Origin of the sequence: Nonomuraea fuscirosea (assembly GCF_003001935.1) — a bacterium.
Taxonomy (GTDB): Bacteria; Actinomycetota; Actinomycetes; order Streptosporangiales; family Streptosporangiaceae; genus Nonomuraea; species Nonomuraea fuscirosea.
Genome location: NZ_PVNG01000001.1, coordinates 560,114 through 586,740 on the forward strand (window position 1 = coordinate 560,114; position 26,627 = coordinate 586,740).

The following is a 26,627-nucleotide window of genomic DNA, read 5'->3' on the forward strand; positions in this document are numbered from 1 at the left end:
GGTCGTATGGCCGTACCGCTGATCGACGCCCGCGGGATCGTGAAGAGCTACGGGCAGGTCGAGGCGTTGCGGGGAGCGGACTTCAGCCTGCGCGGTGGCGAGGTTGTCGCGCTCATCGGCGACAACGGAGCCGGCAAGTCCACGCTGGCGAAGATCCTGTCCGGGGTCGAGCGGCCCGACGGCGGGACGATCTCGCTCGACGGTGAGAGCGTCGCCTTCGGGACCGTGGAGGAGGCCAGGGCGGCCGGGATCGAGACCGTCTACCAGGACCTCGCGCTGTGCGCCGACCTCAGCCCCGCGGCCAACTTCTTCCTCGGCAGGGAACGGCTCCGCCCGGGGCTGCTCGGGCTGCTCGGCGTGCTGGACAACGTCCGGATGCGCCGGGAGACGCGGGAGGCATGCGAGCGGCTCGGGGTGCGGCTGGCGTCGATGAGCGCGCCGGTGTCGGCCCTGTCCGGCGGGCAGCGGCAGGGGGTGGCCGTCGCCAGGGCCGCGACGTGGGCGCGGCGGGTGGTGTTCATGGACGAGCCCACCGCGGCACTGGGCGTGCTGCAGACGCGGCGGGTGCTCGACCTGATCAGGAGCGTCCGCGACGCGGGCGTGTCCGTCGTGCTGATCAGCCACAACATGCAGGACGTGATGGCGGTGTCCGACCGGGTCGAGGTGCTGCGGCTGGGCCGGCGGGTGGCCGGCTTCGAGACCGGCCGCGTGTCGATGGAGGAACTCGTCGGCGCCATGACCGGCGCCATGGAACAGGACGAGCGGAACGGGCGGAACGGGCAGGACGAGGCGGCCGGACGGGACGCGGCCGGACGGGACGCGGCGGCCGGACCGGGCGAGCAGGCAGGACCGGGCGAGCGGTGAAGGGGGCGGGCGTGAAGGTGGTGCGGGAGCTGGGCCGGTTGCAGATCGTGTGGATCGGGCTGGTGCTGGCCGGGCTGCTCGTGGCCTTCTCCGTGCTCGCCCCCGGTTCGTTCCCGACCTCGTTCAACCTGCTCAACCTGGTGAGCGACGCGGCCATCCTGCTGCTGCTGGCGACGGGGATGACGTTCGTGATCGTCACGGCGGGGATCGACCTGTCGGTGGGCGGCGTGCTGGTCTTCTCCGCCGTGGTGGCGGCCAAGGTCATCGAGGGCACGGGGTCGCTGACGCTCGGAGCGGCGGCCGGGGTGGTCACCGGGCTGGGGTGGGGTGTGCTGAACGGCGTGCTCGTCGCGCTCGGGCGGATTCCCGCGCTGATCGTCACGCTGGGGACGCTGGGCATGTCGCTGGGCGGGGCGCTGCTGCTGACCGGCGGCGTGGACCTGCGCGCGCCGGCCGAGCTGAATCTGGGGCTGGGCCTGGCGCGCTGGCTCGGGGTGCCGCTGATCGTGTGGATCTGCGCCGCCATCACCGCCGTCGCGGGGCTGACGCTCGCTTGGACGCGGTTCGGGCGGCACACGTACGCCATCGGCTCCAACGCCGAGGCGTCCCGGCGCGGCGGCGTGGCCGTGCGCGGGCATCTGATCAAGGTGTACGGGCTGGCCGGGCTGCTGGCCGGGCTGGCGGGCCACCTGTCGCTGGCCAAGTACGGCATCACCGGCGTGTCCGCGCACTCCACCGACAACCTCCAGGCCATCGCCGCGGTGGTGATCGGCGGCACGTCGCTGTTCGGCGGGGTCGGCACGGTGGCGGGGACGGTCATCGGGGTGTTCATCCCCGTCGTGCTGCAGAACGGGTTCCAGATCCTCGGCGTCCGGCCGTTCTGGCAGCAGGTGGTGGTGGGCGCCGTGCTCGTCGCCGCCGTGTACGTGGACCAGTGGCGACGCAGGGCCCGCGATCAGTAGGAAGGCGACAGGAGGCACCACCATGCGCAAGGCGATGGCCGTACTCGGGACGCTCATGTTGGTCACCGCGTGTGGCGGAGGCGGTGGTGGCGGCACCGGCCAGGTCAGGGTGACGCTCGTGCAGGGCCTGGCCGGGGAGGAGTTCTACGAGACCATGGCGTGCGGGGCGAAGGCCAAGGCCCAGGAGCTCGGGGTGACGCTGGACGTGCAGGGGCCGCAGAAGTTCGATCCCACGCTGCAGACGCCGATCGTGAACTCGGTCGTCGCGGGCAAACCGGACGCCCTGCTGATCGCGCCGACCGACGTCAAAGCGATGATCGCGCCGCTGACCCAGGCCAAGCAGCAGGACATCAAGATCATCCTGGTGGACACGGTGGTCGAGGACCAGAGCATCGGGCTGTCGCGGATCAGCACGGACAACGTCAAGGGCGGCGCGGCGGCGGCCAAGGCGCTGTCGGAGCAGATCGGCGGCAAGGGGAAGGTGCTGGTGATCTCGACCGATCCGGGCGTGAGCACCGTGGACGCGCGGATCAAGGGCTTCGAGGACGAGGTCAAGGCGAACCACGCGGGGGTCGGCTACCTCGGCGTGCAGTACTCGCACAACGACGTGAGCGAGGCGTCCAGGATCGTGAACGCGGCCCTGGCCAAGGACCCCGACCTGGCGGGCATCTTCGCGGCCAACCTCAACTCGGCCACCGGCGCCGGGTCGGCCCTGCAGCAGGCGGGCAAGCTGGGTGAGGTCAAGATGGTGGGCTTCGACGCGGGCCCGGCCCAGGTCAAGCAGCTCAAGGACGGCGTCGTCCAGGCGCTGATCGCGCAGCTTCCCGGGGAGATCGGGGCCAAGGGGGTCGAGCAGGCGGTCGCGGCGGTCAAGGGGCAGCAGGTCACGCCGTCGATCCCGACCGACGCCACGATCGTGACGGCGGAGAACGTGGACCAGCCCGAGGTGCAGAAGGTGCTCTACAAGGCCGGCTGCTGAACCGGCGCCAGGGGCGACCGCTGAGGGCGGGCTCGGGCCCATCCGTTCAGGGCGGGCTCGGGCGCTCCGTTCAAGGCGGGCCGGGCCTGGGCCGGGCGGAGGTGCGGGCTCAGGCGGGGAGTGCGGCCAGGAGGAAGGCGAGGCGGGCGGCGGCGGACTCGACGTCCGCCGTCGTGCCCAGGCGGTAGCCCCACGAGGTGATGAAGGCTCCCTCGTCGGAGCAGGTCACGGTCTCGGCGAGGGTGGCCGAGAAACGGTTGCGGACCGACACGTACGCCGGATCGCTGGCCAACGCGAGGCTCTGGACGGCCAGGTCGGCGTGGCGACCGGCGTGCCAGGCGAACCGCTCGAGGCAGAGCGCGGTATCGAGCATCATGCGTCACCTCCGCAACGTCTCGCGACAGAATTGCACGATCTTGGGGTGGGAGGCAAGCAATTGCTGCGGTTAATGTGGACTTTGTTTCCGATATTCGTGAAGAATCGCCATGATGACCTCCCGCCCGGATTCCTCTAACTCCGCCGCCTTCGCGTAATCGTCGAAGGCCCGGACGTAGAAGGCGATGTCGTCGGGATCGCGCAGGATCAGATCCTTCGTCATGGTGGCGACGGCGACCATGGCCTCGTTGTAGATCCAGAAGCCGTTGATCGGGTTGGCCGGCAGCTCGGTGCCGAAGGGGATCACGCCGAACTCGACGTTCGGCAGTGTGCTGACCGCGAGCAGGCGGTCGAGCTGGCCGCGCATGACCTCGGGCGGCGCGAGCGCGGTGCGCAGCGCGGCCTCGCTGACCACGAACCGGAACGTCCGGGTGCGGTCGTACAGGATCTCCTGGCGTTGCATGCGCACCCGCACGGCCGCGTCGATCTGGTCGGCGGCGCTGTAGAGGCGTTTGACCTTCTGGAAGACGTGCCGGGCGTATTCGGAGGTCTGCAGCAGGCCCACGATGATGCCGGGCTCGAAGACGCGGAAGAGCTTGGTGCGCGATTCGAGGTCGCGGACGTCCTCCTGGAGCGCGGCCAGGCCGCTGCGGTGGCGCTGTTTCCAGTCGTCGTGCCGCTCCAGCAGCGCGATCGACTGCCTGAGCAGGCCGTCCGTCGTGTCGGGCGAGGCGCCGACCGCCTGCGCCCACACGACCACGTCATCCTCGGTCGCCGTCTGCCTGGCGTTTTCCAGCCTGCTGACCTTGGAGGGCTGCCAGCGCAGGCGCTCCGCCAGCTCCTTGCCCGACAGATGGGCGGCCTCGCGCAGCTGACGTAGCTGGCTGCCGAGGTCGATGCGCGCCTGCTGAAAGGACGTCACGCCGCAAGAGGCTAGCCCCGCTTGCGCCGATCATGCCAGGGCCTGCCGCAATTGTGATCAACCGGTTGCCGTGGGTGTTCTTCCGCTGGTCGGGAAAGCGTTTGCCGCATACTCGGGCAGAACGCGGCGGGCGATCTCGGTGAGGAGTTCGCGGGGGACCTCCACCGCGGCCTCGCCGTCGAGGACGTCGCGGAGGTCGGCCAGCGCCTCCGCGTCGGTGACTTGCAGACCTTGGACGACGATGGTGCCGCGGTCGGTCTCGTACAGGGTGGGGCAGGCGCCCGCCTCCGAGGTGGAGCCGAGGAACCGCATGCGCATGACGATCCTTCCCCGATATCAGGTGCAATTGCGCGCAATTGTACGTCCCGGAAGGTGAGGTGTGATCGTTTTTCCAGAAATCACGACATAAGTCCGAGTTGACATTGCCGGATAACCGGAAGAAATGAGCGGTTCGCTGGGTGGTGTCCGGTTCAGTCGAGGGCGCCGGCCATGAACTGGCCCGCCCGCTCGAACAGGCTCAGCGTCGTCGCGTGCAACAGGTCGCCGATGTCCTTGGGCGCCTTGCCGGCGAACGCCCGCGCGTGGGTGCCCTCCAGCACGATGCCGAGCTTGAAGCAGGCCATCACCGCGTACCAGCCGACGGCCGACAGATCGCGCTCCGACAGCGCCGTGTAGTACGCGATGATCTCCCGAGGCGCCGGCAGCCCCGGCACGTGACCGTTGTTGCTCGGCCACGTGGCCAGCAGCCAGCCGAGGTCGAGCAGCGGGTCGCCGATCGTGCACATCTCCCAGTCCACGATCGCGGCCACGCGGGGGCCGTCGCAGGCGAACATGAGGTTCGCGAAGTGGTAGTCGCCGTGCATGATGCCCGGCGTGAACGTGCGCGGCAGGTGCCGGGTGAGCCAGTCGGCCGTCTCGCGCAGGCCGGGGATGTCGGGGCCCGGATAGCCGTCGAGCTCGCCGTACGAGTCGAGCTCCTTGAGCCAGCGCGGCACCTGCCGTTCGAGGAAGCCCTCGGGCCGGCCGAAGCCCGGCAGCACCGCCGGATCCACCCGCCCCAGCTCGGCCAGCGCCGCCGCGGCCTCCAGCCCCATGCGGTGCCTGATCGCGGGGTCCGACGCGTGCGGCTCGGGCAGCCCGGTCGAGGGGTTGAACCCGTCCACCGGCTCCATCAGGTAGAACACCGGCTCCCGCTCGGTCTGCGCGGCCACCAGCCGGGGCGCGGGGACCTGCGTGCCGCGCAGCGCCGCCAGCACCCGCGACTCGCGGCGCAGCACCTCGTTGCTCTTGCGGCGGGCGTGCACGGGCGGGCGGCGCAGGATGTACGGGCGGCCGCCGCGCTCGAAGCGGATCATGACGTTCTGCGTGCCGCCCAGGACCGGCGCCGCGCCCGTGATCGGGCCGCCGGGGAGCCCCTGGGCGTCCATCCACGCGCCGAGCGCGTCGAAGTCCACGGTGGCGACGTCGATGTGGGTGGAGGTCATGGACCGCCCTTCTCACCAGAACGATGTTCTGCGCCTCGACCCTAGAGAGCGCCGCTCCCACGGTCAACCCGGATCACGGGCTCACACCAGGGTGACGGGAACGTCGGCAGGACAGGCGCGCAGCTCCTCGCCCAGGGCCTTCGCCTGCGGGTCCATCCGCGGACTCGCCGCCACGCCGCGGCCGAGCAGCCCGTGGACGACGAAGTTGAGCGCGTTGACGTTGGGCAGCGGATGACGGTCGATCCGGTACGGCGCCAGGCCGGGCAGCAGCTCCTTGAGCCGTTCGACCGTCAGGTGACCCGCCAGCCACGCGTAACGCTCGTGGGTGTCGGCCCACACGCCCAGGTTGGCGTTGCCGCCCTTGTCCCCGGACCGCGCACCGGCCACCCGGCCCAGCGGGATCCGCACGGTCTCCGCTTCTCCGGCGGGCTCCGCCGCCGGAGAAGCCGCGTGTGCGCCGGCGGCTGCGGACACGGTCGGTGCGAGGGAGACGGCCGGCGTTGCGGGGTCGGCTTGCGCGACGGAGGCGACGGAGGTGGCCGGCGTTTCCGCCAGATCCGCCGGTTCCGGCGTGGCCGGTGTCTCCGGTGGTGTGAACGGCAGTTCCTCCCCGTCCACGAAGACCCGCGCCCGCACCTCCGACGCCGGAACCAGCACCGGCCAGTACACCCCGTACGCCGACGCGTTCCCGGGCGGTGTCAGCCCGTAGAAGCCCGGATAGCTGGCCAGCCCCGTCTCCACCACGGCCGAGGAGAAGGCGCGGCCCGCCGTGCGCTCGTCGGCGGACATCACCGTGATCCGCAGCAGCCCCGAGTCCGTCAGCGTCACGTCCACCTCGTCGAACGACTCCCGCGGGATCCGCGCCCACAGGGCCTCCTCCGCCACCCGCGCCTTGGCCGGCAGGTCCAGGCCCGTCAGCACGAGCGTCATCGTGTTGCGGTAACCGCCGAGGTAGTTGACGGCCACCTTGAGCGTGCCGGGCGGCGGCTCGCCGCGGACGCCGGAGATCAGCACCCGATCGGGCCCGTCGTCCGAGAGCGTGATCGTGTCGAACCTGGCCGTCACGTCGGGGCCCAGGTAGCGGGGGCCGCCCAGTTCGTACACGAGCTGCGCCGTGACCGTGCCGACCGAGACGAGCCCGCCCGTGCCGGGATGCTTGGTGATCACGCTGGAGCCGTCGGCCCGCAGCTCGGCCAGCGGGAACCCGCAGTGCGCGAGGTCGGGCACGTCCTGGAAGAAGGCGTAGTTGCCGCCCGTGGCCTGGCAGCCGCACTCGATCACGTGCCCCGCCACCACCGACCCGGCCAGCGGATCGAGGTCGTCGGGACCCCACCCGTACCGCCAGATGCCCGGCCCCGTCACCAGCGCCGCGTCCGTCACCCGGCCCGTCACGACCACGTCCGCCCCCGCCGACAGCGCGGCGGCGATCGGCCGGCCGCCGAGGTAGGCGTTGGCGGTCAGCGGAGTGGCCTCCAGGCGTTCGCCGGTGTCGGCGTTGACCAGGTCGAGCGGCCGGCCGGTGAGGTCGTCGCCGGTCACGTGCGACACGGAGGGCGACAGGCCGAGGCGTCCGGCCAGCTCGTGCACGGCCCGCGCGCAGCCCGCCGGGTCGAGCCCGCCCGCGTTCGTCACGATCTTGATGCCCCGGTCGAGGCAGGTGCCGAGCACCTCTTCGAGCTGGCGCAGGAACGTCGGCGCGTAGCCGGGACGGCCCTTGAGCCGGTTCCCGGCCAGGATGAGCATCGTCAGCTCGGCCAGCCAGTCGCCGGTCAGCACGTCGATCGGCCCGCCCTCGACCATCTCCCTGGCCGCGGAGAGGCGGTCGCCGTAGAAACCGCTGCAGTTCGCGATGCGCAGCACCATGCTCAGCCCTGCGGCGGGACCCACTTGGGGGCCCTCTTGTCCATGAACGCGGCGATGCCCTCCTGGCCCTCGTCCGAGGTGAAGCGTTCGGCCGACAGCTCGGTCATCCGGCCCAGCCCGTCGCGGAACGACATCGCGGGCACCTCCCTGACCAGCCGCTTGGTGATCGCCAGCGCCTCGGGGCCGCCCTTGATCAGCATCCCGGTGTAGTGGGCGACGACCGCGTCCAGCTCGTCCTCGGGGACGGCGCGCGACAGCAGCCCGATCTCCGCCGCCCGCGCCGCGTCGAACACCTCGCCGGTCAGGAAGTACTCGGCCGCCGCGCGGGCGTTCAGCCTCCTGAGCACGGGCACGGCGATCATGGCCGGCGCGACCCCGAGCCGTACCTCGGTGAACGCGAACGACGCCGTCAGCGGCGCGACGGCGAAGTCGCAGGCGGCCACCAGCCCCAGGCCCCCGGCCCGCGCGGTGCCGTTGAGCCGGCAGACGACCGGCTTGGGGCTGTCCCAGATCAGTTCGAGGACCTCGGGGAACGACGCCGTCACCGGCGCGTCGGTGCTTCCCGCGCGCTGCTCCTTGAGGTCGGCCCCCGAGCAGAACACCTTGCCGGTGGCCGTCAGCACGATCACCCTGACCTCCGGCTTGGCCAGCGCCCAGCTCAGCCGGTCCGACAGCTGGGCGAGCAGGCGCGAGGACAGGGCGTTGCGGTTGGGCGGCGAGTCCAGCGTGATCGTCGCGACGCCCCCCGCCAGGTCCTTGTGCACCAGGTCCGTCATGAGTCCCCCTCTTCGATGACCGCCAGCACCGCTCCCGCGTCGACCTGGCGGCCCTTCTCCACGTGTACGGCGGCCACCACGCCGTCGGCCGGCGCGGCGATCCGATGCTCCATCTTCATCGCCTCAAGGACGAGGACCTCCTGGCCCTTGGTCACCCGGTCGCCCGGCTCCACCTCGACCCGCAGCACGCTACCCGGCATAGGAGCAAGGAGTGAGCCGGGGGCGACCTGGTCGGCGGGTTCGGGCAGGCGGGGGAGCGGGGTCAGCTCGGCGTGGCCGTCGGCGTGGTCGACGCAGACCTTCCCGTCGGGGTAGCGCGCCACGTCGAAGGCGTGCCGGACGCGGTCCCGCTCCAGCACCACCCCGTCGGGCTCCGCCCGGACGACCGTGACGCCCGGGGGCAGCGGGTCGTAGACGACGTCCTCCTCGATCTCGGCGAAGCGGGTACGGCGCGGCTGGGAACGGACGTTGCGCCACCCGCCGGGCAGCCCACCGAGCACTCTGGCCCTGCGCCGGTTGCCCGCGGCGACGGCCAGAGCAGCCGCCAGCACCGCCAGTTCCTCCGCCCCGCCCACGGAACCAGCACCACCGCCCGACGCGGCATCGCTGCTCAGTCCGGCACCGCTGCTCAGCTCGCCACCGCCGTCCGGGCCGGCACCGCCGTCGGCGGCGGGGGTGTCAGAGGTGGGGTTGCCGGGCGTGGGGCTGGGGTGGAGGGGGCCGCCGGGGGCGAGGAAGGCGGTGTGCGTGTCGCCGGCCAAGAACTCCCGATTCGTCAGGATATTTACCAGTAAATCTCGATTGGTGGTGAGGCCGTGCAGTCGTGCCCCGCGCAGCGCCGTCACCAGTTTCCGCACCGCCTGCTCCCGCGTGGCCCCGTGCGCGATCACCTTGGCCAGCATCGCGTCGTAGTAGGGCGACACCACGGACCCGGACTCCACCCCGGAATCCACCCGTACGTCGCCGGCGATCTCGAACCGCCGCAACACACCCGACTGCGGCACGTACGCGGAGTCCTCGGCGTACAGCCGCGCCTCGACCGCCCACCCGGCCGGCTCCGGCGGGACGGACGGCAGCGCCGCCCCCTCGGCCACCTCCAGCTGCAGCCGCACCAGATCGACCCCGTGCACCAGCTCGGTCACCGGATGCTCGACCTGGAGCCGGGTGTTCATCTCCAGGAACGCCACCCGTTCCCCGTCGACCAGGAACTCCACCGTGCCCGCGCCCACGTAGCCGATCTCGCGGGCGGCGCGGACGGCGGCGTCGTGCAGCAGCTCCCGCGTGCCGGGGGAGATGCCGGGAGCGGGGCACTCCTCGATCACCTTCTGGTGCCGCCGCTGCACGCTGCACTCGCGCTCGCCCAGCGCCCACACGGTCCCGTGCTGATCGGCCAGCACCTGGACCTCGACGTGCCTGGCCCGCTCCAGCAGCGGCTCGGCGAAGACCGTGCCGTCGCCGAAGGCGGCCGCCGCCTCCCGCCGCGCCGACTCCACCTCCCGCGCCAGCTCACCCGCCGCCCGCACGACACGCATCCCGCGCCCGCCCCCGCCCGCGGACGCCTTCACCAGCAGCGGAAACTCCACGGGCACGGGCGCCGGAGCGGACGCAGGGTCGGACATCGGGTCGGACGCAGGGTCGGACGTCGGGTCGGTCGGAGCATCGGACGCCGGAGCGGACGCGGGATCGGGCACGGTCACGGCGGCGGGGCCGGACAGGTCGTACGAGGGCAGCACGGGCACGCCGGCCGCCGCCATCAGCCGCTTGGCCCCGATCTTGACGCCCATGGCCGCGATGGCCTCGGGCGGCGGGCCGATCCACACCAGCCCGGCATCGATGACGGCTCGGGCGAAGTCGGCGTTCTCCGACAGAAAGCCGTATCCGGGGTGGACCGCGTCCGCTCCGGTGGCCGTACAGGCCGCCAGGATCGCCGCTGCGTCCAGATAGGTCTCCGCGGGGTGCGCACCGGGCAGACGTACCGCCAGGTCCGCCTCGGCCACGTGAGGCGCGTCCGCGTCGGGGTCGGAGAAGAGCGCGACCGTGGAGACGCCGAGCTCCCGGCAGGTACGGAAGATCCGGCGGGCGATCTCGCCCCGGTTCGCGACGAGCAGGCGGTTGATCACGGGCGGAACACCCCGAACCCGGCCGGCTCCGGCTCCGGCGCGCTGTTGATCGCCGACAGGCACAGGCCCAGCACGGTACGCGTGTCGCGCGGGTCGATCACCCCGTCGTCGTACAGGCGCCCAGACAGGAAGAAGGCCAGCGACTCGGCCTCGATCCGTTCCTCCACCATCGCCCGCATCGCGGCGTCCGCCTCCTCGTCGTAGACCTGGCCCTTCGCCAGCGCCGAGGCCCGTCCCACGATGGACATCACCCCGGCCAGCTGCGCCGGCCCCATCACCGCCGATTTGGCGCTGGGCCAGCTGAACAGGAAGCGGGGATCGTAGGCCCGCCCGCACATCCCGTAGTTCCCCGCCCCGTACGAGGCGCCCATCACGACCGTCAGATGCGGCACCGTCGAGTTGGACACCGCGTTGATCATCATCGCGCCGTGCTTGATGATGCCGCCCTGCTCGTAGTCCTTGCCGACCATGTAGCCGGTCGTGTTCTGCAGGAAGAGCAGCGGTGTGCGCGACTGGTTCGCCAGCTGGATGAACTGCGCGGCCTTCTGCGACTCCTCGCTGAACAGCACGCCGCGCGCGTTGGCCAGCACGCCCACCGGATAACCGTGGATCTTCGCCCACCCGGTCACCAGCGAGGCCCCGTACAGCGGCTTGAACTCGTCGAACTCGCTCCCGTCGGCCACCCTGGCGATCACCTCGCGCGGGTCGAACGGCACCTTGAGATCCTCAGGCACGATCCCGAGCAGCTCGTCGGCCGCGTACACCGGCTCCCGCACCGGCCCGTCCGGGACGAAGCCGCGCTTGCGCCAGCCGAGCGAGGCGATGATCCGCCGCCCGATCCGCAGCGCGTCGAGCTCGTCCACGGCCAGGTGGTCGGCCAGCCCGCTGATCCTGGCGTGCATCTCCGCGCCGCCGAGCGACTCGTCGTCGGACTCCTCGCCGGTCGCCATCTTGACCAGCGGCGGCCCGCCGAGGAACACCTTGGCCCGCTCCCGCACCATCACCACGTGGTCGCTCATTCCGGGCACGTAGGCCCCGCCGGCCGTGGAGTTGCCGAAGACCAGCGCGACCGTCGGCACCCCGGCCGCCGACAGCCGGGTCAGGTCGCGGAAGATCTGGCCGCCGGGGATGAAGATCTCCTTCTGCGTGGGCAGGTCCGCGCCGCCGCTCTCGACGAGATTGACGTACGGGAGCCGGTTGCGCAGCGCGATCTCCGCCGCGCGCAGCGACTTCTTCAGCGTCCACGGGTTGGAGGCGCCGCCGCGGACCGTGGGGTCGTTCGCGGTGATCACGCACTCGACGTCCTCGATCACCCCGATCCCGGACACCACGCTCGCCCCGACGGGGAACTCGCTGCCCCACGCCGCCAGCGGCGACAGCTCAAGGAAGGGGGAGTCGGGGTCGACGAGCAGCTCGATCCGCTCCCTGGCGAGCAGCTTGCCGCGGGCGCGATGGCGCTCGACGTACTTCTGGCCGCCGCCGGCCACCGCCTTGGACTGCTCGGCGTCGAGCTCGGCCAGCCTGGTCAGCATCGCCTCGCGGCGCAGCCGGTAGTCCTCGCTGTCCGTGTCGAGCCTGCTCCTGATCACGCGCACTCCTCCGGCAGAGCCGACGATCATGTGGTGAGCACGCTAGCGCAGCCCGGTGCCCCCGGCACAGAGCGAGCCGCCGCCCGATGACGGGCGACGGCTCGTGAACGGGGCACCACTCGTCCCGCTCGGACGCACGGATCGGGTCGCCCAAGAGCCGGCCGCCCAGGACCCGGGCTCCCAGGACCCGGGCTCCCAGGACCCGGGCTCCCAGGATCAGGTGCCCGAGACCAGGTGTGCCCGGGGTCAGGTGCTCGAGGTCAGGTGCCCGAGACCAGGTGTGCCCGGGGTCAGGTGCTCGAGGTCAGGTGCCCGAGACCAGGTGTGCCCGGGGTCAGGTGCAGTGGCTCCAGCCGGACTTCCACGAGGTCTTGTGCCACGTGCCGCCCCAGATGACGCACTTCTTCTTGGCGGCCAGGCGGACGGGACCGGCGTACGAGGTGAACTTGCCCGGGTTGCTCCCGCTGGAGCCGCCCTTGACCTGGAGGATCGCGTTCATGTTCACCTTGCCGGGGATCACCATGCGCGAGATGGTGACCACGCAGTTCTTGCCCGCGCCGGCGTGGTAGAGCAGGTACGTCGTGGCGCCCTCGCCCAGCTTGTGCGAGTTGATCACCTTGTATCCGGCGCCGCACACCCCGACCGGCGTGGCCGTGTTGGGCTTCAGCGGCGGCTGCGACGGCTTGGCCGGCTGGTCGGTGGCCTTCCCCTGCTCGTCGAACGGCCGGGTCGACGGATCGGGATCCGGCTCGACCATGTTCCTGCTCTTCTTCTTGGTCGGCGTGGCCTGCGGCCGGCTCGTGGTGGTCTGCGGCCGGGGAGCCTGCGTGGCCGGGTTGGGCACCTGGGCGACGGGCTCCCTGGTGGGCTTGCGCGTCTTCTTCTCCTCGATGTCCAGGGTGGGGACAGGAGGCGTGCTGTCCGTCGGGATCGGCACGGACTCGGGCGGCTCGCCCGGCTGTCCCGCGCCGGAGCCGCCGTCGGGCTCGCTGGTGTTGCCCACGGCGACGACCGGGACCTCCTTGCCGCTGTTCGCCTGGACGACGACCGCGCCGGCCACGACGAGCAGCGCGGCCGCGGCGGCGCCGGAGAGAGCGAGGGTCAGCGTACGACGCTGCTTGGCGGGCACCCCGTCACCGGACTGCCCACCGGCACCGGGCCCACCAGCACCATGACCGGCGCCAGGACCACCCGAACCAGGACCACCGGCCCCTGGACCACCGGCACTAGGACCGGCGCCAGGACCACCGATCCCAGGACCACTGACACCGGGCCCGCCCGCGCCATGACGGGCGCCGGGTCCTCCGGGGTGGCCTGGTCCGCCGGGGAAGGGGCCGCCGGGCGGAACGCCGGGGCCGTGTGGCATCCCGGACGCCTGCATCCCGATCCCACCCTGGGCGGGACCGTGCGGCGGCTGCGGAGCGCCGGGCGGGAAGCCGCCGGGCTGCTGTGCCCCGAACGCCCCACCGGCCTGACCGCCCTGCCCCATGCCCGCCTGCGCTCCGGGCGCCATGCCCGCCTGGGGTCCGCCCTGAGCCGCGCCCTGCGGTCCGGCCTGCGGTGTGCCAAGCGGTCCGGCCTGAGCCGCGCCCTGCGGTCCGGCCTGCGGTGTGCCAAGCGGTCCGGCCTGCGGCGCACCGGCCAGGGGAGCGCCCTGGCCGCCGTGCGGCGCGCCCGCCTGAGCCCCGGCCTGGGGCGCGTGCCCTGCGGGACCGCCCTGCGCGGCGGCGGCCGCGTGGCCGTAGTCGCCCGTCTGCGGCGGCGCCACGGACTGCGGACCCGTCTGCTGCGGGCCGCCCACCGCGACGGGGCCGGTCGGCTGGTGCCAGGGACCGGGGTAGTTGTCCTGCGCGGAGCCGGCCGCACCACCGCTGCCGCCGGCGCCCTTCGGACCGCCGGCGCCACCCGCGCCGCCGCCCGCGTGAGCCGCGGCGGCACCCGCCGCGGCTGCGCCGGCCGTCTTCTGCCGGCCCGTGATCGGCTCGACGGCCGCGTTGGGGGCCGGCTGGCCGGTCAGGTGCACGATCAGCTCGTCGGCGCTGGGCCGCTGGGCCGGGTCCTTCGACAGACAGGCGGCCACCAGGTCCCCGAGGACCCCGCCCTCCATCTGCTCCAGCTCCGGCTCCTCGTTGAGGATCCGGTTCATCACGACGGGGATCGAGTCGGCGCCGAACGCGGGCTTGCCCGTCGCGGCGAACACCATCGTGACGCCCCACGCGAAGACGTCGGCCGCCTCGGACACCGCCGCCCCGCTGAGCTGCTCGGGCGCCAGGTACGAAGGCGTCCCCATGGCCATGCCGGTGGCGGTCGCGCCGGGGGAGTCGAGGGCGCGGGCGATGCCGAAGTCGATCACGACGGGACCCTCGGGCCCCATGAGGACGTTGGCGGGCTTGAAGTCGCGGTGCAGAATCCCGGCGCGGTGGATGGCCGCGAGCGCGGTGGCCGTACTGATCGCCAGGCGTTCGAGCGCCGCGCCCCGCCGCGGCCCCTCGTTGATCACGAGCTCCCGCAGCGACGGCCCCGGGACGTACTCGCTCACGATGTACGGCCGGCTCCCGTCGAGGTCGGCGTGCAGCACTGGAGCGGTGCAGAACCTGGCCACCCGCTGGGCCACCGCCACCTCGCGCAGGAACCGCGTCCTGGCGTCGGTGTCGGCCACCAGAGCGTGGTGCAGCAGCTTGACCGCGACCTGCTCACCGGAGTCGCTCTTGCCGAGATAGACAACGCCCTGGCCGCCCTCGCCGAGCCGGGCGACGATGTCGAACGCCCCCAGCCGCCGCGGGTCGTCCGCCGCCAACGGCTGGAACTGATTCACGTCGGACCCCCATTACCACCTAATAGATGAGGCAAAACGCTACCAGCGCGACAGACGGGGCGTCTGCCGGACCTGTCAGAAGTTTCATGTTTTGACGAGCAAAGTCAGCGTTTCGTCGCAGGTCGAGTGCGCTTCGGTGACCGAAGTCACGGCTTGGTCAAGGCAAGATCCACTTACCGCGGACGTCAGATCGCCTCGCCGCGGCCGCGATCACCGAGCGGTCGGATTCGCCGAGGGTGGCGGGGGCTGAGCAGGTCGAAGGAGGTCAGATCGCCTTGCCGGGGGTCGAGGATGCCGAGCGGGTCGAAGGAGGTCAGATCGCCTTGCCGGGGGTCGAGGATGCCGAGCGGGTCGAAGGAGGTCAGATCGCCTTGCCGGGGTTGAGGATGCCGAGCGGGTCGAAGACGGCCTTGATCCCCCGCTGCACCTCCTCCGCCACCGGCCCGGCCTCCAGCCCCAGCCAGCGCCGCTTGAGCAGCCCCACCCCGTGCTCCCCGGTGAGCGTGCCGCCGAACTCCAGCGCCCGCTTGAACACCTCGTCCGCCGCGGCCCACACCTCCGGCGGCGGCTCCACCGACCCGTGCTCGAAGATGAAGACAGGATGCACGTTGCCGTCGCCCGCGTGCGCCACCGTGGCGATCCGCACGCCGTGCCTGACCGCCGCCGCCTCGATCGCGGTGATCATGTCGGGCAGCGCCGACCGGGGCACGCACACGTCCTCGACCAGGCACGCGCCCTGCCGCTCCTTGGCCCCGTACGCCAGCCGGCGCAGCCCGATCAGCTCGTCGGCCTCCTCCGGACTGGAGGACACGGCCACGAACGAGGCGCCGTTCTCGGTGCAGATCGCCTCCATGCGCCCGGCCATGGCCTGGCTGTCGGCGGCGTCGGACTGGCCGATCAGCATGGCCTGCGTGCCGGGTTCGAGGCCGATGTTGCGCCACTCGTCGATGGCCTCCAGCGTGGCCCGGTCGAGCAGCTCCATGAGCGACGGCTGGCAACCGGCCGCCATGATCGCCGAGACGGCGGCGCCCGCGTCGCGCAGCGAGCCGAACTCGGCGGCGAACGTCGCGGGCGGCGCGGCCGGCGCGCGGCGCAGCCGCACGGTGGCGGCGGTGATCACGCCGAGCGTGCCTTCCGAGCCGACGAACAGGCCGGTCAGGTCGTAGCCGGTGACGCCCTTCATCGTGCGCCGGCCGGTGTTCAGCACCCGGCCGTCGGCCAGCACGACCTCAAGGCCGAGCGCCGAGTCCCTGGTCACGCCGTACTTCACGCAGCGCAGCCCGCCGGCGTTGGTGGCCAGGTTGCCGCCGATGGTGGAGATCTCGTACGAGGACGGGTCGGGCGCGTACATGAGCCCGTGCTCCCTCGCGGCCCGGTCGAGGTCGGCGGTGATGACGCCGGGCTCGACCACGGCGATCTCGTCGGCCGGCGACAGCTCCCTGATCGCCGTCATCCTGGCCAGCGACAGCACGATCGAGCCGTCGCCGGCGACCGAGGCACCGGCCAGGCCGGTGCCCCCGCCCCTGGGCACCACCGGCACCCGGTGCTCGGTGGCCCAGCGCAGGGTGGTCACCACGTCGTCGCGCGAGGCGGCGAGCACCACGCCGACCGGCTTGCCGGGCTCCAGGAACGTGCGGTCACGGGCATAGGAGTCGATCACGTCGGGGTCGGTGATGACGCGGGCTTCGGGCAGGGACTTCACCAGGGCATCGATCGGTCTCACACTATGCACCCTAGGCGCACGCCCGGCGCGGGGAAGCGCCAGGTCGGGACGGCCCGGCCGCCAGGCGTGACGGACGGTTTGCGCAGTGCGTTCCTTAAGGCCAGACTGCCCGGGTGGAAGTCAGGTGCCCGGTGTGCTCGGAGACCGGCCAGGTCGTAGCGGTTCCCGGGGCGGTCGCCGCCGGTACCACGTACAGAATCGGGCGGGTCAGGTTACCGGGGACGCGTGAGATCGCCGATCTGCCGACGGCGGCCTCGCTCGGCGCGTCGAAGCACGTCATGAGCCGGACGCAGCTCGCCGTCTGGCTGTCGTTCCCCGCCCGCCACTACACGCCGTGGGCCAGGAACCAGGGCTACGTGCTGCTGCTGGTGGCGGCCCTGGTGCATCTGGTCGTGTCGCTGGTGATCGCCATGGGGCAGGACCCGCGCTGGGGCGAGGTGCTGCTGGCGCCGTTCTGCCTGACGGGCCTGTTCTGGGGGCTGGGGCTGCTCAACGTGCTCGGCTCGTACGGCGCCCGCAAGCGCGACACGCAGGAGGCCCCGGCCAGGGAGAAGGCCCTGGCCGTCTGGGAACGCCTCTACTACTGCCCCCGCGACAACGTCGCCTTCGAGCCGGAGGTCGGCGTCGCGTTCCATCCGAGCGAGACGCGCGAGTACATCTTCGGCTTCAGGAACGGCGGCGCCCCCAGATGACCGCGGGCGGGCTCAGCCCCGCTCGTCGGCGACCAGCCGCACGCAGGTCGCCAGCCCGTCGATGGCCTGCTCCAGCTCGTCCAGCTCGGGGAAGGTCGGCGCGATCCTGATCGTGCGGTCCTCGGGGTCCTTCCCGTACGGGTGCGTGGCGCCCGCGGGCGTCAGCGCGATCCCGGCCGCCTTGGCCTTCGCCACCACCTCGGCGGCGTGCGGCACCTCCAGGCTGACGAAGTAGCCGCCCTTCGGGCTGGTCCATGTGGCCAGGCCGCCGAGCCGCTCGGTGAGCATCTTGTCCACCAGCTCGAACTTCGGCCCGACCAGCTCGGCGTGCCGGCGCATGTGCGCGGCCACGCCGGCGCCGTCACGCAGGAACTCCACGTGGCGGAGCTGGTTGATCTTGTCGGGGCCGATGGACTGCTTCGAGGTGTTGTGCAGGAACCACTTCACGTTCTCCGGCGAGGAGCCGAAGAAGGACACGCCCGCGCCGGCCAGGGTCACCTTGGAGGTCGAGGCGTAGACGAACACGCGGTCGGGGTGACCGTGCTCCGCGCTGAGCGTGAGCAGGTCGGCCAGCTCGGCGGGGGTGTCGGTGAGGTGGTGGACGGCGTAGGCGTTGTCCCAGAAGAGGCGGAAGTCGGGGGCTGCGGCGGTCATGGCGGCCAGCCGGCGCACGGTCTCGTCGCTGTAGGTGACGCCGGTCGGGTTGCTGTACTTCGGCACGCACCACATGCCCTTGACGCTCGCGTCGGCGGCGACCAGGCGCTCGACGACGTCCATGTCGGGGCCGTCGGCGTTCATCGGCACGCTGACCATCTTGATGCCGAACCGCTCACAGATGGTGAAATGCCGGTCATAGCCGGGGACCGGGCACAGGAACGTGATCTCCGGCTCCTCGATCCACCGGCGCGCGGCCCCGGGCACCGGGCTCAGCAGCGCGTGCACGATCGTGTCGTGCATCAGGGCCAGGCTGGCGTTGCCGCCGACGACGAGCTGACCGGCCGGCACCTGGATCAGCGGCGCGAACAGCTCGCGCAGCTCGGCCAGCCCCTGCAGGTTGCCGTAGTTGCGGCCGTCCGTGCCGTCGGCCGCCCGGTACGACGCCGGCAGCGTGAGCATGGCGTTGGAGAGATCGAGCTGGCGCGGCGACGGCTTGCCCCGGGTCAGGTCGAGCGAGAGCCCCCGCTGGACGAGGGCGGCGTAGTCACGCTGAGCGGTCACGATGTTCTCTCCTCGGTTCGGCTTATCGAAGGATAGAAGACGCCGCCGGGTGGACCGCTCGATATCCGCCATGTGGACGGCACGGAAAGGGCGCCGGACGGGTCCTTCGGAGGTGATCGCCAAAGGTTTCGGTGGCGAATGTCAAAGAACGACTTCCCGAGCGGCGATCGTTGACGTGGAATGGGTAGATCGGGGCAGGCACAACTCCACGTCGGAGGGAGCACCCGTGACGACTGTTCGCGAGACCTCGATCGAGCAGGTCAGGCGCCGCCGCACCGGGACCGTCATCGCCTCCTGGATGTCGACGACCGACCACAAGGTCATCGGGTACCTCTACCTGATCACCTCGTTCGGGTTCTTCCTCGTGGCCGGCATCATGGCCATGATCATCCGGGCCGAGCTGGCCGCGCCCGGCATGCAGCTCGTCGGCCAGCAGCAGTACAACCAGCTGTTCACCATCCACGGCACGGTGATGCTGCTGCTGTTCGCCACGCCGCTGTTCGCCGGGTTCGCCAACGTGGTCATGCCGCTGCAGATCGGCGCGCCGGACGTGGCCTTCCCCCGGCTCAACGCGGTGGCGTACTGGCTGTTCCTGTTCGGCGGGCTCATGGTGGTGGCCGGGTTCTTCACGCCGGGCGGCGCGGCCGACTTCGGCTGGTTCGCCTACACGCCGCTGTCGGACTCGGTGTACTCGCCGCAGGTCGGCGCGGACCTGTGGATCATGGGCCTGGCACTGTCCGGCCTCGGCACGATCCTCGGCGCGGTGAACTTCATCACCACGATCATCGGCATGCGCGCGCCCGGGATGACCATGTTCCGGATGCCCATCTTCACCTGGAACGTGCTGCTGACCAGCATGCTCGTGCTGATGGCCTTCCCCGTGCTGGCGGCGGCGCTGCTGGTGCTGGAGTCGGACCGCAAGCTCGGCACGCAGGTCTTCGTGGCCGGCAACGGCGGGCCGCTGCTCTGGCAGCACCTGTTCTGGTTCTTCGGCCACCCCGAGGTCTACATCATCGCGCTGCCCTTCTTCGGCATCGTCACCGAGGTCATCCCGGTCTTCAGCCGCAAGCCGATCTTCGGCTACATGAGCCTGGTCGGCGCCACCATCGCCATCGCCGGGCTGTCGATGACCGTCTGGGCGCACCACATGTTCCCGACCGGGCAGGTGCTGCTGCCCTTCTTCTCGTTCATGACGTTCCTCATTGCGGTGCCGACGGGCGTGAAGTTCTTCAACTGGATCGGCACGATGTGGCGGGGCCATCTGAGCTTCGAGTCGCCCATGTTGTTCGCGGTGGGCTTCCTCGTCACGTTCCTCCTGGGGGGCCTGACGGGCGTCATCCTGGCCTCGCCGCCGCTCGACTTCCACATCAGCGACACCTACTTCGTCGTCGCCCACTTCCACTACGTGGTCTTCGGCACGGTGGTGTTCGCCATGTTCGCCGGGTTCTACTTCTGGTGGCCCAAGATGACCGGCCGGATGCTCGACGACCGGCTGGGCAAGGTGCACTTCTGGACGCTGTTCCTCGGCTTCCACACCACGTTCCTCATCCAGCACTGGCTCGGCCAGGCCGGGATGCCCAGGCGTTACGCCGACTACAGCCCGGGCGACGGCTTCACGACGCTCAACCAGATCTCCTCGGTCGGCGCGTTCCTGCTGGGCGCCTCGACGCTGCCGTTCCTCTACAACGTCTGGAAGACCGCCAGGCACGCGCCCAAGGTCACCCTCGACGACCCGTGGGGCTACGGCGGGTCCCTGGAATGGGCCACGAGCTGCCCGCCGCCGCGACACAACTTCACCAGCATGCCGAGCATCCGCTCCGAACGGCCCGCGTTCGACCTGCACTACCCGCACGAGAAGCAGGACGAGCCTGGCTGACCCCCCATGTTTCGCCCATCTAAGGAGATCGGCGATGACCGGCACGAAGACTCCCTTCGATCCTGAGACTGCCCCCTGCGGGAAGAGGTCGGGCGGTGAACGTCTTCTCGACGACGACGGTTACGGCCTGGTCATCCGGGATCAGCTCTTCGACTGCGGCTGCCGCAGGATCCGCCACGAGTACCACGACGGCAGCATCCACCTGTCCGCCATCCGCCACGACGGCAAGCGGGTGAAGGACCCGATCCAGCCGGACCACGGAGTGTGACCCCAATGATCGATGTGCTCATCGTCGGGGGAGGCGGAGCGGGGCTGCGGGCGGCGATCGCGGTCGCCGAGACCGACCCCTCGCTCAGGGTGGCGGTCGTGTCGAAGGTCTATCCGATGCGCAGCCACACCGTCTCCGCCGAGGGCGGCGCCGCGGCCGTGATCGGTGCTGGCGACACGCTCGACGAGCACTGCTACGACACGATCTCGGGCGGCGACTGGCTCTGCGACCAGGACGCGGTGGAGGCGTTCGTGTCGGAGGCGCCCAAGGAGCTGATCCAGCTGGAGCACTGGGGCTGCCCGTGGAGCCGGGAGAGCGACGGCCGGGTCGCGGTGCGCCCGTTCGGCGGGATGAAGAAGATGCGCACCTGGTACGCCGCCGACAAGACCGGCTTCCACCTGCTGCACACGCTCTTCCAGACCACCCTGAAATATCAGGACATCATCAGGTACGACGAGTGGTACGTCACCAAGCTCGTCGTCGACGACGGCCGGGTCCACGGCGTCGTGGCCGTCGAGATCAGGACCGGCAGGGTCGAGACCATCCCCGCCAGAACGGTCGTCCTGGCCACCGGCGGCTGCGGCAAGGTCTTCCCCTTCACCACGAACGCCGCCATCAAGACGGGCGACGGCATGGCCCTGGCCTACCGCGAGGGCGCGCCGCTCAAGGACATGGAGTTCGTCCAGTACCACCCCACCGGCCTGCCCTTCACCGGCATCCTCATCACCGAGGCGGCCAGGGCGGAGGGCGGCTGGCTGATTAACAAGGACGGCTACCGTTACCTCCAGGACTACGACCTCGGCAGCCCCACGCCCACGCCGAAGCTGCGCAGCATGGAGCTCGGGCCGCGCGACCGGCTGTCGCAGGCGTTCGTGCACGAGCAGGAGAAGGGCCGCACGGTGGACACCCCGTACGGGCCTGTCGTCTACCTCGACCTGCGCCACCTCGGCGAGTCGAAGATCGACGCCCGCATCCCGTTCGTGCGCGAGCTGTGCCGCAGCTACCAGAACCTCGACCCGGCCACCGACCTCATCCCCGTGCGGCCCGTCGCGCACTACATGATGGGCGGCGTCCACACCGACATCGACGGCGCCACCCCGATCGCCGGCCTGTTCGCGGCCGGGGAGACGGCGTGCGTGAGCATCAACGGCGCCAACCGGCTCGGCTCCAACTCGCTGCCCGAGATCCTCGTCTTCGGCCGACGGGCCGGGATCGCCGCCGCCGCGTTCGCCAGGTCGCACGCCGGGCAGGCGGAGGCGTCCGCCGTACGCGCCCAGGGCGCGGACGAGCGGCGGCGGCTGGAACGCGTGCGCGGGGGCGGCGGGCACGGTGAGCGGATCGCCGACCTGCGCGAGCGGATGCAGCACACGCTGGAGGGAGCCGCCGGCATCTACCGCGCGGGAGACGTGCTGACCAAGGCCGTCGACACGCTCGCGGACCTGGGCGAGCGGGCCCAGGAGGCGCGCGTCGACGACAGCAGCACCGCCTTCAACACCGAGCTGATCAGCCTGCAGGAGCTGCACGCCATGCTGGAGATCGCGCGGACCGTGGTGGCCTGCGCGCTGAACAGGCAGGAGTCGCGCGGCGCGCACCAGCGCACCGACTTCACCGCCAGGGACGACGAGACGTACCTGGCCCACTCGCTCGTGCACCGCGCGCCCGACGGCTCCCCGTCCGTCGGGCTGCTGCCCGTGACGATCACCCGCTGGCCTCCGGGAGAAAGGGTCTACGGCCGTGACTGACACCACCGAAGCGGTACGGCGGGCGAGCACGCGCACGATCCGCGTGGAGGTCTCCCGCTACCGGCCGGGCGAGGACGCGGAGCCGGTGTTCCAGGAGTACGAGGTGCCGCTCATGGCCGACTGGGCCGTGCTGGACGGGCTCAACTACATCAAGGACCGGCTCGACGGCAGCCTGTCCTTCCGCTGGTCGTGCCGGATGGGCGTGTGCGGCTCGTGCGGCATGAACGTCAACGGCGAGCCCCGGCTGACCTGCGGCACCTTCCTGTCCGAGTACGGCGAGGGGCCGGTCAGGATCGAGCCGCTCAAGGGCTTCCCCGTGATCAGGGACCTGGTCGTGGACATCGACGACTTCCTGGCCAAGCTGTCGTCCGTGCGGCCGTGGCTGATCAGGGAGGGGGAGGAGCCGCCGCTGACGGCCGAGTACGCCCAGACGCCCGAGCAGCTGGAGGCGTACAAGCAGTACAGCATGTGCATCAACTGCCTGCTGTGTTACTCGGCCTGCCCCGTCTACGTGCTCGACCCCGACTTCCTCGGCCCGGCCGCCATCGCGCTCGCCCAGCGCTACAACCTGGACTCGCGGGACATGGGCGACCGGTTCGACGTGCTCAACCTGGAGGACTCGGTGTGGGGCTGCACGTTCGTCGGCGAGTGCACCAGCGCCTGCCCCAAGCACGTGGATCCGGCCGAGGCCATCCAGCGCTACAAGCTGACCGCGGCCCTGCGCTCGGTGCTGCCGTGGAGCCGGCGATGAAGACCCGCGACGAGGTCACTCCCGGCGGCTACCGGCCGCGCCGCGACGCCTTCTGGTTCGCCCGCAGCCGCGCCTACACCGTCTTCGTGCTGCGCGAGCTGACCAGCGTCTTCGTGGCCTGGACGGTCGTCTTCCTGCTGCTGCTGGTGGACGCGGTGCTGGGCGGGAGCCTGCCGGAGTTCGCGGCGCTGGCCGCCCGGCCGTGGATGATCGCGCTCAACGTGCTGGCCCTGGCCGCGACCTGCTTCCACGCGATCACGTTCCTCAACCTCGCGCCCAGGGCCACCGTGGTGCGCCTGGACGGCTACCGGTTGCCCGCGTGGCTGATCCAGGGCGGCAACCACTCGTTGTGGCTGGCGGTGTCGGCGGTCGTCGCGTTCTTCGTGCTGAGGGGGTTCCAGTGAGGCGCACGCCGGAGCCGTACCTGTGGCTGCTGTTCAGCGGCGGGGGAGTGGTGGCGGCGCTGCTGCTGCCCGTGCTGGTGCTGCTGTTCGGGGTGCTCATGCCGCTCGGGGTCGTGGACTGGCCCGCCGCCGAGCACCTGCGGGCGCTGCTGGACAGTCCGCCGGTCCGGGTGGCGCTGGTCGTGGTCGTCGTGCTGTGTCTCTTCCACGCCGCGCACCGCGTCCGGCACACCAGCGAGGAGCTGTTCGGCATCGCCAGATTCGACGTGGTGATCGCGCTGCTCTGTTACGGCGGAGCCGTCGCGGGCGGGGTCGTCGCCGCCGTATTGATGGTGTAAATGTCGTAGTTTTATCACGTTTCAACAACGTACTTTACGACTGGTTGACCCACCCTCTAACGTCCGGCATTGCACACCCTATGGCCATGCGCCCGGCGATCCCGGGCAGAGAGGGTTCCTGGTGCCCAGCACAAAGCGCCTGTTAGCAACACTTCCCGCGGTGGCCCTTCTCGCCGCCGCGCTGTCCGTGCCCGCCGCGCAGGCGAGCTCCGTCGCGGCCTACGAGCCCACGGCCTCGGACTTCTACATCAATTACGCCCCTCCGCAGGTGGAGAAGGACGTCAAGGACCCCGCGGTCGTCGATCAGCGGGCCCGTTCCCTCACTCCGGCGCAGAAGTTCGACCGCAAGTTCAGCAGCGGAAACCCGGCCGCCGGTCGCATTCTCGCCGCCCGTGAGCGACAGGCCGTCAAGTCCGGCCGCAACCCCGCTGAATGGATCTTCAAGAACTCCAAGCAGACCCGCACGGCCAAGCTCCTCACCGTGCTCGTCGAGTTCAACGATCAGGCCAACGACGACTTCTCCGGCTTCAACCGGCTGCGCACGGTCAACAGCGCGCCGAACGACTGCGCCGTCGAGCCGGCCGGCACGCTGCTCAACGGCCCGCTGCACAACAACATCCCCGACCCGGCGACGCTGCCGCACAAGGACAACAACTCCTTCTGGGTCAAGGACTTCAGCACCGCGCACTTCAACAAGATGCTCTACACGGACAAGGGCATCACCGAGCGCGTGCGCCCGGACCTGAAGGACCCGCGCGACGGCAGGCGCGGCATCGACATCTCCGGCCAGACCATGAAGAACATGTACGAGGAGATGTCGAAGGGGGCCTACTCCGTCACCGGCTCCGCGGTCGGCTGGATCAAGGTGCCCCACTCCGAGGCGTACTACGGCGCCGCGGCCTGCGGCGGCGCGCCGCAGGACATGTCCGGCCACCCGGACAACCCGCTCGGCGCCCAGCAGCTGCCGATCGACACGGTCGAGGCCCTGGCCGCCGCGCAGCCCGACTTCCCGTGGGCCGACTACGACGTCGAGGACATCTCCGACGCCGACGGCGACGGCGACTTCAACGAGCCCGACGGCGTCATCGACCACCTGGTGCTGGTGCACGCCGGCAAGGACAAGTCCTCCGACGGCGGCGCCGAGGGCACGTACGCGATCTGGGCGCACTCCAGCGCGGTCGCGGGCGGCTACAAGATCCCCGGCACCGACAAGAAGATCTCGAACTACATCGTGCAGCCCGAGGACTCCGGCGTCGGGGTCTTCGCCCACGAGTACGGCCACGACCTCGGCCTGCCCGACCTGTACGACACCTCCGGCGCGGCCAGTTCCGCGGTGGACTTCTGGGACCTCATGTCCAGCGGCTCCCACTCCGGCCCGATCTTCCAGTCGATGCCGACGCACATGGGCCTGTGGGACAAGTGGGTGCTCGGCTGGGCCAACCCGAAGACGTTCAACCCGGGCGACAAAGCCAAGCTCGTCACCGTCGGCCAGTCCTCGCGCACGCCCAAGCTCACCCAGGACGGCGTCCGGGTCAACCTGGCCTCCACGCCGCTGAAGATGATCGACGTGCACAGCGGCTCCAACGCCTGGTGGAGCGGCCTCGACCAGGACTGGGCGAACCTCACCCTGACCCGTGACGTGCCCGTGCCCGCCGGCACCGACGTGAAGTTCTGGATGTGGAACAACTACGTCATCGAGCAGGACTGGGACTTCGGCTTCGTCGAGGTCTCCACCGACGGCGGTGAGACGTGGACCCAGCAGAAGGTCTTCGACGAGGCCGGCAACGAGGTCAGCACGGCCGACGACTACCCGGACCCGAACAAGAACCTCAAGACGTTCGGCGACAAGAAGTACGGCCTCACCGGTGACAGCGGCGGCTGGCGGCACGACTACGTCAACCTGACGCCGTTCGCCGGGCAGGACGTCAAGCTGCGGCTGACGTTCAACTCCGACGCCGCCTTCCAGGAGCGCGGCTGGCACGCCGACGACTTCGAGCTCACCAACGGCGCCACCTCCGTGTGGAGTGACGACGTCGAGAGCGACACCGGCTGGAAGCCCGTCGGCGGCACGTTCACCAACACCAGCGGCTCCGGCTGGACCCGCAACAACGGCGAGCGCGAGATCTCCCGCTTCTACCTCGCTGAGTGGCGCAACTTCGACGGCTTCGACAAGGGCCTGCAGTACACCTACGACACCGACTACCTCCGTGACGGGGCGTGGAAGGTGCAGAAGGTGAAGTACAACGCCCCTGGCCTGCTGGTGTGGTACCGCGACTCGACGTTCATCAACAACAACATCGGATCGACCGTCACCCAGTCGCCGAGCATCGGCCCCAAGGGCAGCCTGCTGGTCGTCGACTCCCACTTCGAGCCGCTCCGCCGCACCGGCGCCGCGGCCACGAAGGACCCGTCGCTCAACAAGAACCTGCAGGGTCGCGTCCAGACCTCCAACGCCGCGTTCGGGTTCGGCAAGACGTACCCGTTCAAGGAGTGCCTGGAGGCGGCGGACGAGCCGTACAGCGCCTACTGCACGGACTTCCCCGCGCAGAAGGGCGTGTCCACCTTCACCGACGCCAAGACCTGGTACCCGGGCATCGAGCAGATCGGCACCGGCCTGTACTACCGGGACGTCGACGCCTCGGTGGTCGTGCCCTCCAAGGGCGACCAGCGCTACTCCACCCGCGTGGTGCACCAGGACGGCACCCCCGCCACGGAGCTGTACGGCCAGGTGGCCGCCGGCTCGACGCTCGGCACCGGCAATCCCGGTGACGAGGGCAAGGCGCTGGGCGTGCAGTTCAAGCTGGTGAGCCCGCTGCCGGGCAACCTCGGCGCGATCGTCCACGTGGTCCCGCCGAAGAAGTGAATC

The 26,627-nt window shown here is 70.9% G+C and carries 22 protein-coding genes; 11 read left to right on the forward strand and 11 right to left on the reverse strand.

All coding sequences use genetic code 11. From position 1 onward, the window contains the following. Positions 1-6: 6 nt before the first annotated feature. From B0I32_RS02490 to B0I32_RS02500, 3 genes are read left to right on the forward strand one after another with little or no spacing between them, the layout of a single operon-like run. Positions 7-864 carry an ATP-binding cassette domain-containing protein gene (locus B0I32_RS02490; RefSeq protein ID WP_106234510.1) on the forward strand — a complete coding sequence of 286 codons (858 nt, stop codon included), beginning with the start codon at positions 7-9 and terminating at the stop codon, positions 862-864. A gap of 11 nt (positions 865-875) precedes the next feature. Then, positions 876-1,826 (forward strand): ABC transporter permease, encoded by a 951-nt coding sequence (locus tag B0I32_RS02495; RefSeq protein ID WP_219911605.1) that lies wholly within the window; start codon positions 876-878, stop codon positions 1,824-1,826. Positions 1,827-1,848: 22 nt separating this feature from the next. Then, positions 1,849-2,805 carry an ABC transporter substrate-binding protein gene (locus B0I32_RS02500; protein WP_106234513.1) on the forward strand — a complete coding sequence of 319 codons (957 nt, stop codon included), beginning with the start codon at positions 1,849-1,851 and terminating at the stop codon, positions 2,803-2,805. A 109-nt stretch (positions 2,806-2,914) separates the two neighbouring features. Here B0I32_RS02500 and B0I32_RS02505 read toward each other — a convergent pair whose 3' ends face one another. From B0I32_RS02505 to B0I32_RS02550, 10 genes are all read right to left on the reverse strand, one after another. Then, a complete protein-coding gene (locus B0I32_RS02505; RefSeq protein ID WP_106234515.1) occupies positions 2,915-3,181 on the reverse strand; it encodes a hypothetical protein in 267 nt (88 codons plus the stop codon). A 69-nt stretch (positions 3,182-3,250) separates the two neighbouring features. Beyond that, a complete protein-coding gene (locus B0I32_RS02510; RefSeq protein ID WP_106234517.1) occupies positions 3,251-4,102 on the reverse strand; it encodes a helix-turn-helix domain-containing protein in 852 nt (283 codons plus the stop codon). A gap of 57 nt (positions 4,103-4,159) precedes the next feature. Continuing rightward, entirely contained in the window at positions 4,160-4,420 is a 261-nt protein-coding gene (locus B0I32_RS02515; RefSeq protein WP_106234519.1) for a hypothetical protein, read from the reverse strand. Positions 4,421-4,572: 152 nt separating this feature from the next. Continuing rightward, complete coding sequence (locus B0I32_RS02520) at positions 4,573-5,586, reverse strand: phosphotransferase family protein (protein ID WP_106234521.1); 1,014 nt, start codon at positions 5,584-5,586, stop codon at positions 4,573-4,575. Between the two features lie 81 nt (positions 5,587-5,667). Next, positions 5,668-7,449: an acyclic terpene utilization AtuA family protein gene (locus B0I32_RS02525; protein WP_106234523.1), complete on the reverse strand. Its 1,782-nt coding sequence runs from the start codon at positions 7,447-7,449 to the stop codon at positions 5,668-5,670. A gap of 2 nt (positions 7,450-7,451) precedes the next feature. Further along, positions 7,452-8,225, reverse strand: a complete 774-nt coding sequence (locus B0I32_RS02530; protein WP_106234525.1) for an enoyl-CoA hydratase-related protein — start codon at positions 8,223-8,225, stop codon at positions 7,452-7,454. Next, positions 8,222-10,345: an acetyl/propionyl/methylcrotonyl-CoA carboxylase subunit alpha gene (locus B0I32_RS02535; protein WP_106234526.1), complete on the reverse strand. Its 2,124-nt coding sequence runs from the start codon at positions 10,343-10,345 to the stop codon at positions 8,222-8,224. The genes B0I32_RS02530 and B0I32_RS02535 overlap by 4 nt, the downstream gene beginning before the upstream one ends. After that, entirely contained in the window at positions 10,342-11,940 is a 1,599-nt protein-coding gene (locus tag B0I32_RS02540; protein WP_106234528.1) for an acyl-CoA carboxylase subunit beta, read from the reverse strand. Before B0I32_RS02540 ends, B0I32_RS02535 begins: the two co-directional genes overlap by 4 nt. A 328-nt stretch (positions 11,941-12,268) precedes the next feature. Further along, a complete protein-coding gene (locus tag B0I32_RS02545) occupies positions 12,269-14,749 on the reverse strand; it encodes a serine/threonine protein kinase (RefSeq protein WP_106234529.1) in 2,481 nt (826 codons plus the stop codon). A 361-nt stretch (positions 14,750-15,110) separates the two neighbouring features. Then, positions 15,111-16,472, reverse strand: coding sequence for an FAD-binding oxidoreductase (locus B0I32_RS02550; protein WP_245955506.1), 1,362 nt, complete (start codon positions 16,470-16,472; stop codon positions 15,111-15,113). 113 nt (positions 16,473-16,585) lie between these two features. Between B0I32_RS02550 and B0I32_RS02555 the strand changes: the two genes are divergently transcribed. Beyond that, positions 16,586-17,164, forward strand: a complete 579-nt coding sequence (locus tag B0I32_RS02555) for a hypothetical protein (protein ID WP_146178015.1) — start codon at positions 16,586-16,588, stop codon at positions 17,162-17,164. 12 nt (positions 17,165-17,176) lie between these two features. Here the strand turns inward: B0I32_RS02555 and B0I32_RS02560 are convergent, their stop codons facing one another. Next, complete coding sequence (locus B0I32_RS02560) at positions 17,177-18,382, reverse strand: aspartate aminotransferase type Ic (protein ID WP_245955508.1); 1,206 nt, start codon at positions 18,380-18,382, stop codon at positions 17,177-17,179. A 298-nt stretch (positions 18,383-18,680) separates the two neighbouring features. Between B0I32_RS02560 and ctaD the strand changes: the two genes are divergently transcribed. The 7 genes from ctaD (at position 18,681) to B0I32_RS02595 (ending at position 26,624) form a co-directional block, all read left to right on the forward strand. Continuing rightward, positions 18,681-20,258: an aa3-type cytochrome oxidase subunit I gene (gene ctaD, locus B0I32_RS02565; RefSeq protein WP_245955551.1), complete on the forward strand. Its 1,578-nt coding sequence runs from the start codon at positions 18,681-18,683 to the stop codon at positions 20,256-20,258. Positions 20,259-20,292: 34 nt separating this feature from the next. Further along, complete coding sequence (locus B0I32_RS02570; RefSeq protein ID WP_106234537.1) at positions 20,293-20,526, forward strand: hypothetical protein; 234 nt, start codon at positions 20,293-20,295, stop codon at positions 20,524-20,526. Between the two features lie 5 nt (positions 20,527-20,531). After that, positions 20,532-22,268 carry a fumarate reductase (quinol) flavoprotein subunit gene (gene frdA / locus B0I32_RS02575; RefSeq protein WP_219911606.1) on the forward strand — a complete coding sequence of 579 codons (1,737 nt, stop codon included), beginning with the start codon at positions 20,532-20,534 and terminating at the stop codon, positions 22,266-22,268. Then, a complete protein-coding gene (gene sdhB, locus B0I32_RS02580) occupies positions 22,261-23,019 on the forward strand; it encodes a succinate dehydrogenase iron-sulfur subunit (protein ID WP_219911607.1) in 759 nt (252 codons plus the stop codon). Before frdA ends, sdhB begins: the two co-directional genes overlap by 8 nt. Continuing rightward, entirely contained in the window at positions 23,016-23,423 is a 408-nt protein-coding gene (locus B0I32_RS02585) for a succinate dehydrogenase/fumarate reductase transmembrane subunit (protein ID WP_106234870.1), read from the forward strand. Before sdhB ends, B0I32_RS02585 begins: the two co-directional genes overlap by 4 nt. After that, entirely contained in the window at positions 23,420-23,761 is a 342-nt protein-coding gene (gene frdD, locus B0I32_RS02590; RefSeq protein WP_106234540.1) for a fumarate reductase subunit FrdD, read from the forward strand. The genes B0I32_RS02585 and frdD overlap by 4 nt, the downstream gene beginning before the upstream one ends. A gap of 160 nt (positions 23,762-23,921) precedes the next feature. After that, the gene (locus tag B0I32_RS02595) at positions 23,922-26,624 is read left to right on the forward strand and encodes an immune inhibitor A domain-containing protein (RefSeq protein WP_245955510.1); all 2,703 of its coding nucleotides are present in this window, start codon (positions 23,922-23,924) and stop codon (positions 26,622-26,624) included. Positions 26,625-26,627 lie beyond the last annotated feature (3 nt).

Coding starts and splice junctions, on each gene's coding strand:
- B0I32_RS02490 (WP_106234510.1), top strand. CDS start 7: ATGGCCGTACCGCTGATCGACGCCCGCGGGATCGTGAAGAGCTACGGG.
- B0I32_RS02500 (WP_106234513.1), top strand. CDS start 1,849: ATGCGCAAGGCGATGGCCGTACTCGGGACGCTCATGTTGGTCACCGCG.
- B0I32_RS02505 (WP_106234515.1), bottom strand. CDS start 3,181: ATGATGCTCGATACCGCGCTCTGCCTCGAGCGGTTCGCCTGGCACGCC.
- B0I32_RS02515 (WP_106234519.1), bottom strand. CDS start 4,420: ATGCGCATGCGGTTCCTCGGCTCCACCTCGGAGGCGGGCGCCTGCCCC.
- B0I32_RS02520 (WP_106234521.1), bottom strand. CDS start 5,586: ATGACCTCCACCCACATCGACGTCGCCACCGTGGACTTCGACGCGCTC.
- B0I32_RS02525 (WP_106234523.1), bottom strand. CDS start 7,449: ATGGTGCTGCGCATCGCGAACTGCAGCGGTTTCTACGGCGACCGCCTC.
- B0I32_RS02530 (WP_106234525.1), bottom strand. CDS start 8,225: ATGACGGACCTGGTGCACAAGGACCTGGCGGGGGGCGTCGCGACGATC.
- ctaD (WP_245955551.1), top strand. CDS start 18,681: ATGTCGACGACCGACCACAAGGTCATCGGGTACCTCTACCTGATCACC.
- B0I32_RS02570 (WP_106234537.1), top strand. CDS start 20,293: ATGACCGGCACGAAGACTCCCTTCGATCCTGAGACTGCCCCCTGCGGG.
- frdA (WP_219911606.1), top strand. CDS start 20,532: ATGATCGATGTGCTCATCGTCGGGGGAGGCGGAGCGGGGCTGCGGGCG.
- B0I32_RS02585 (WP_106234870.1), top strand. CDS start 23,016: ATGAAGACCCGCGACGAGGTCACTCCCGGCGGCTACCGGCCGCGCCGC.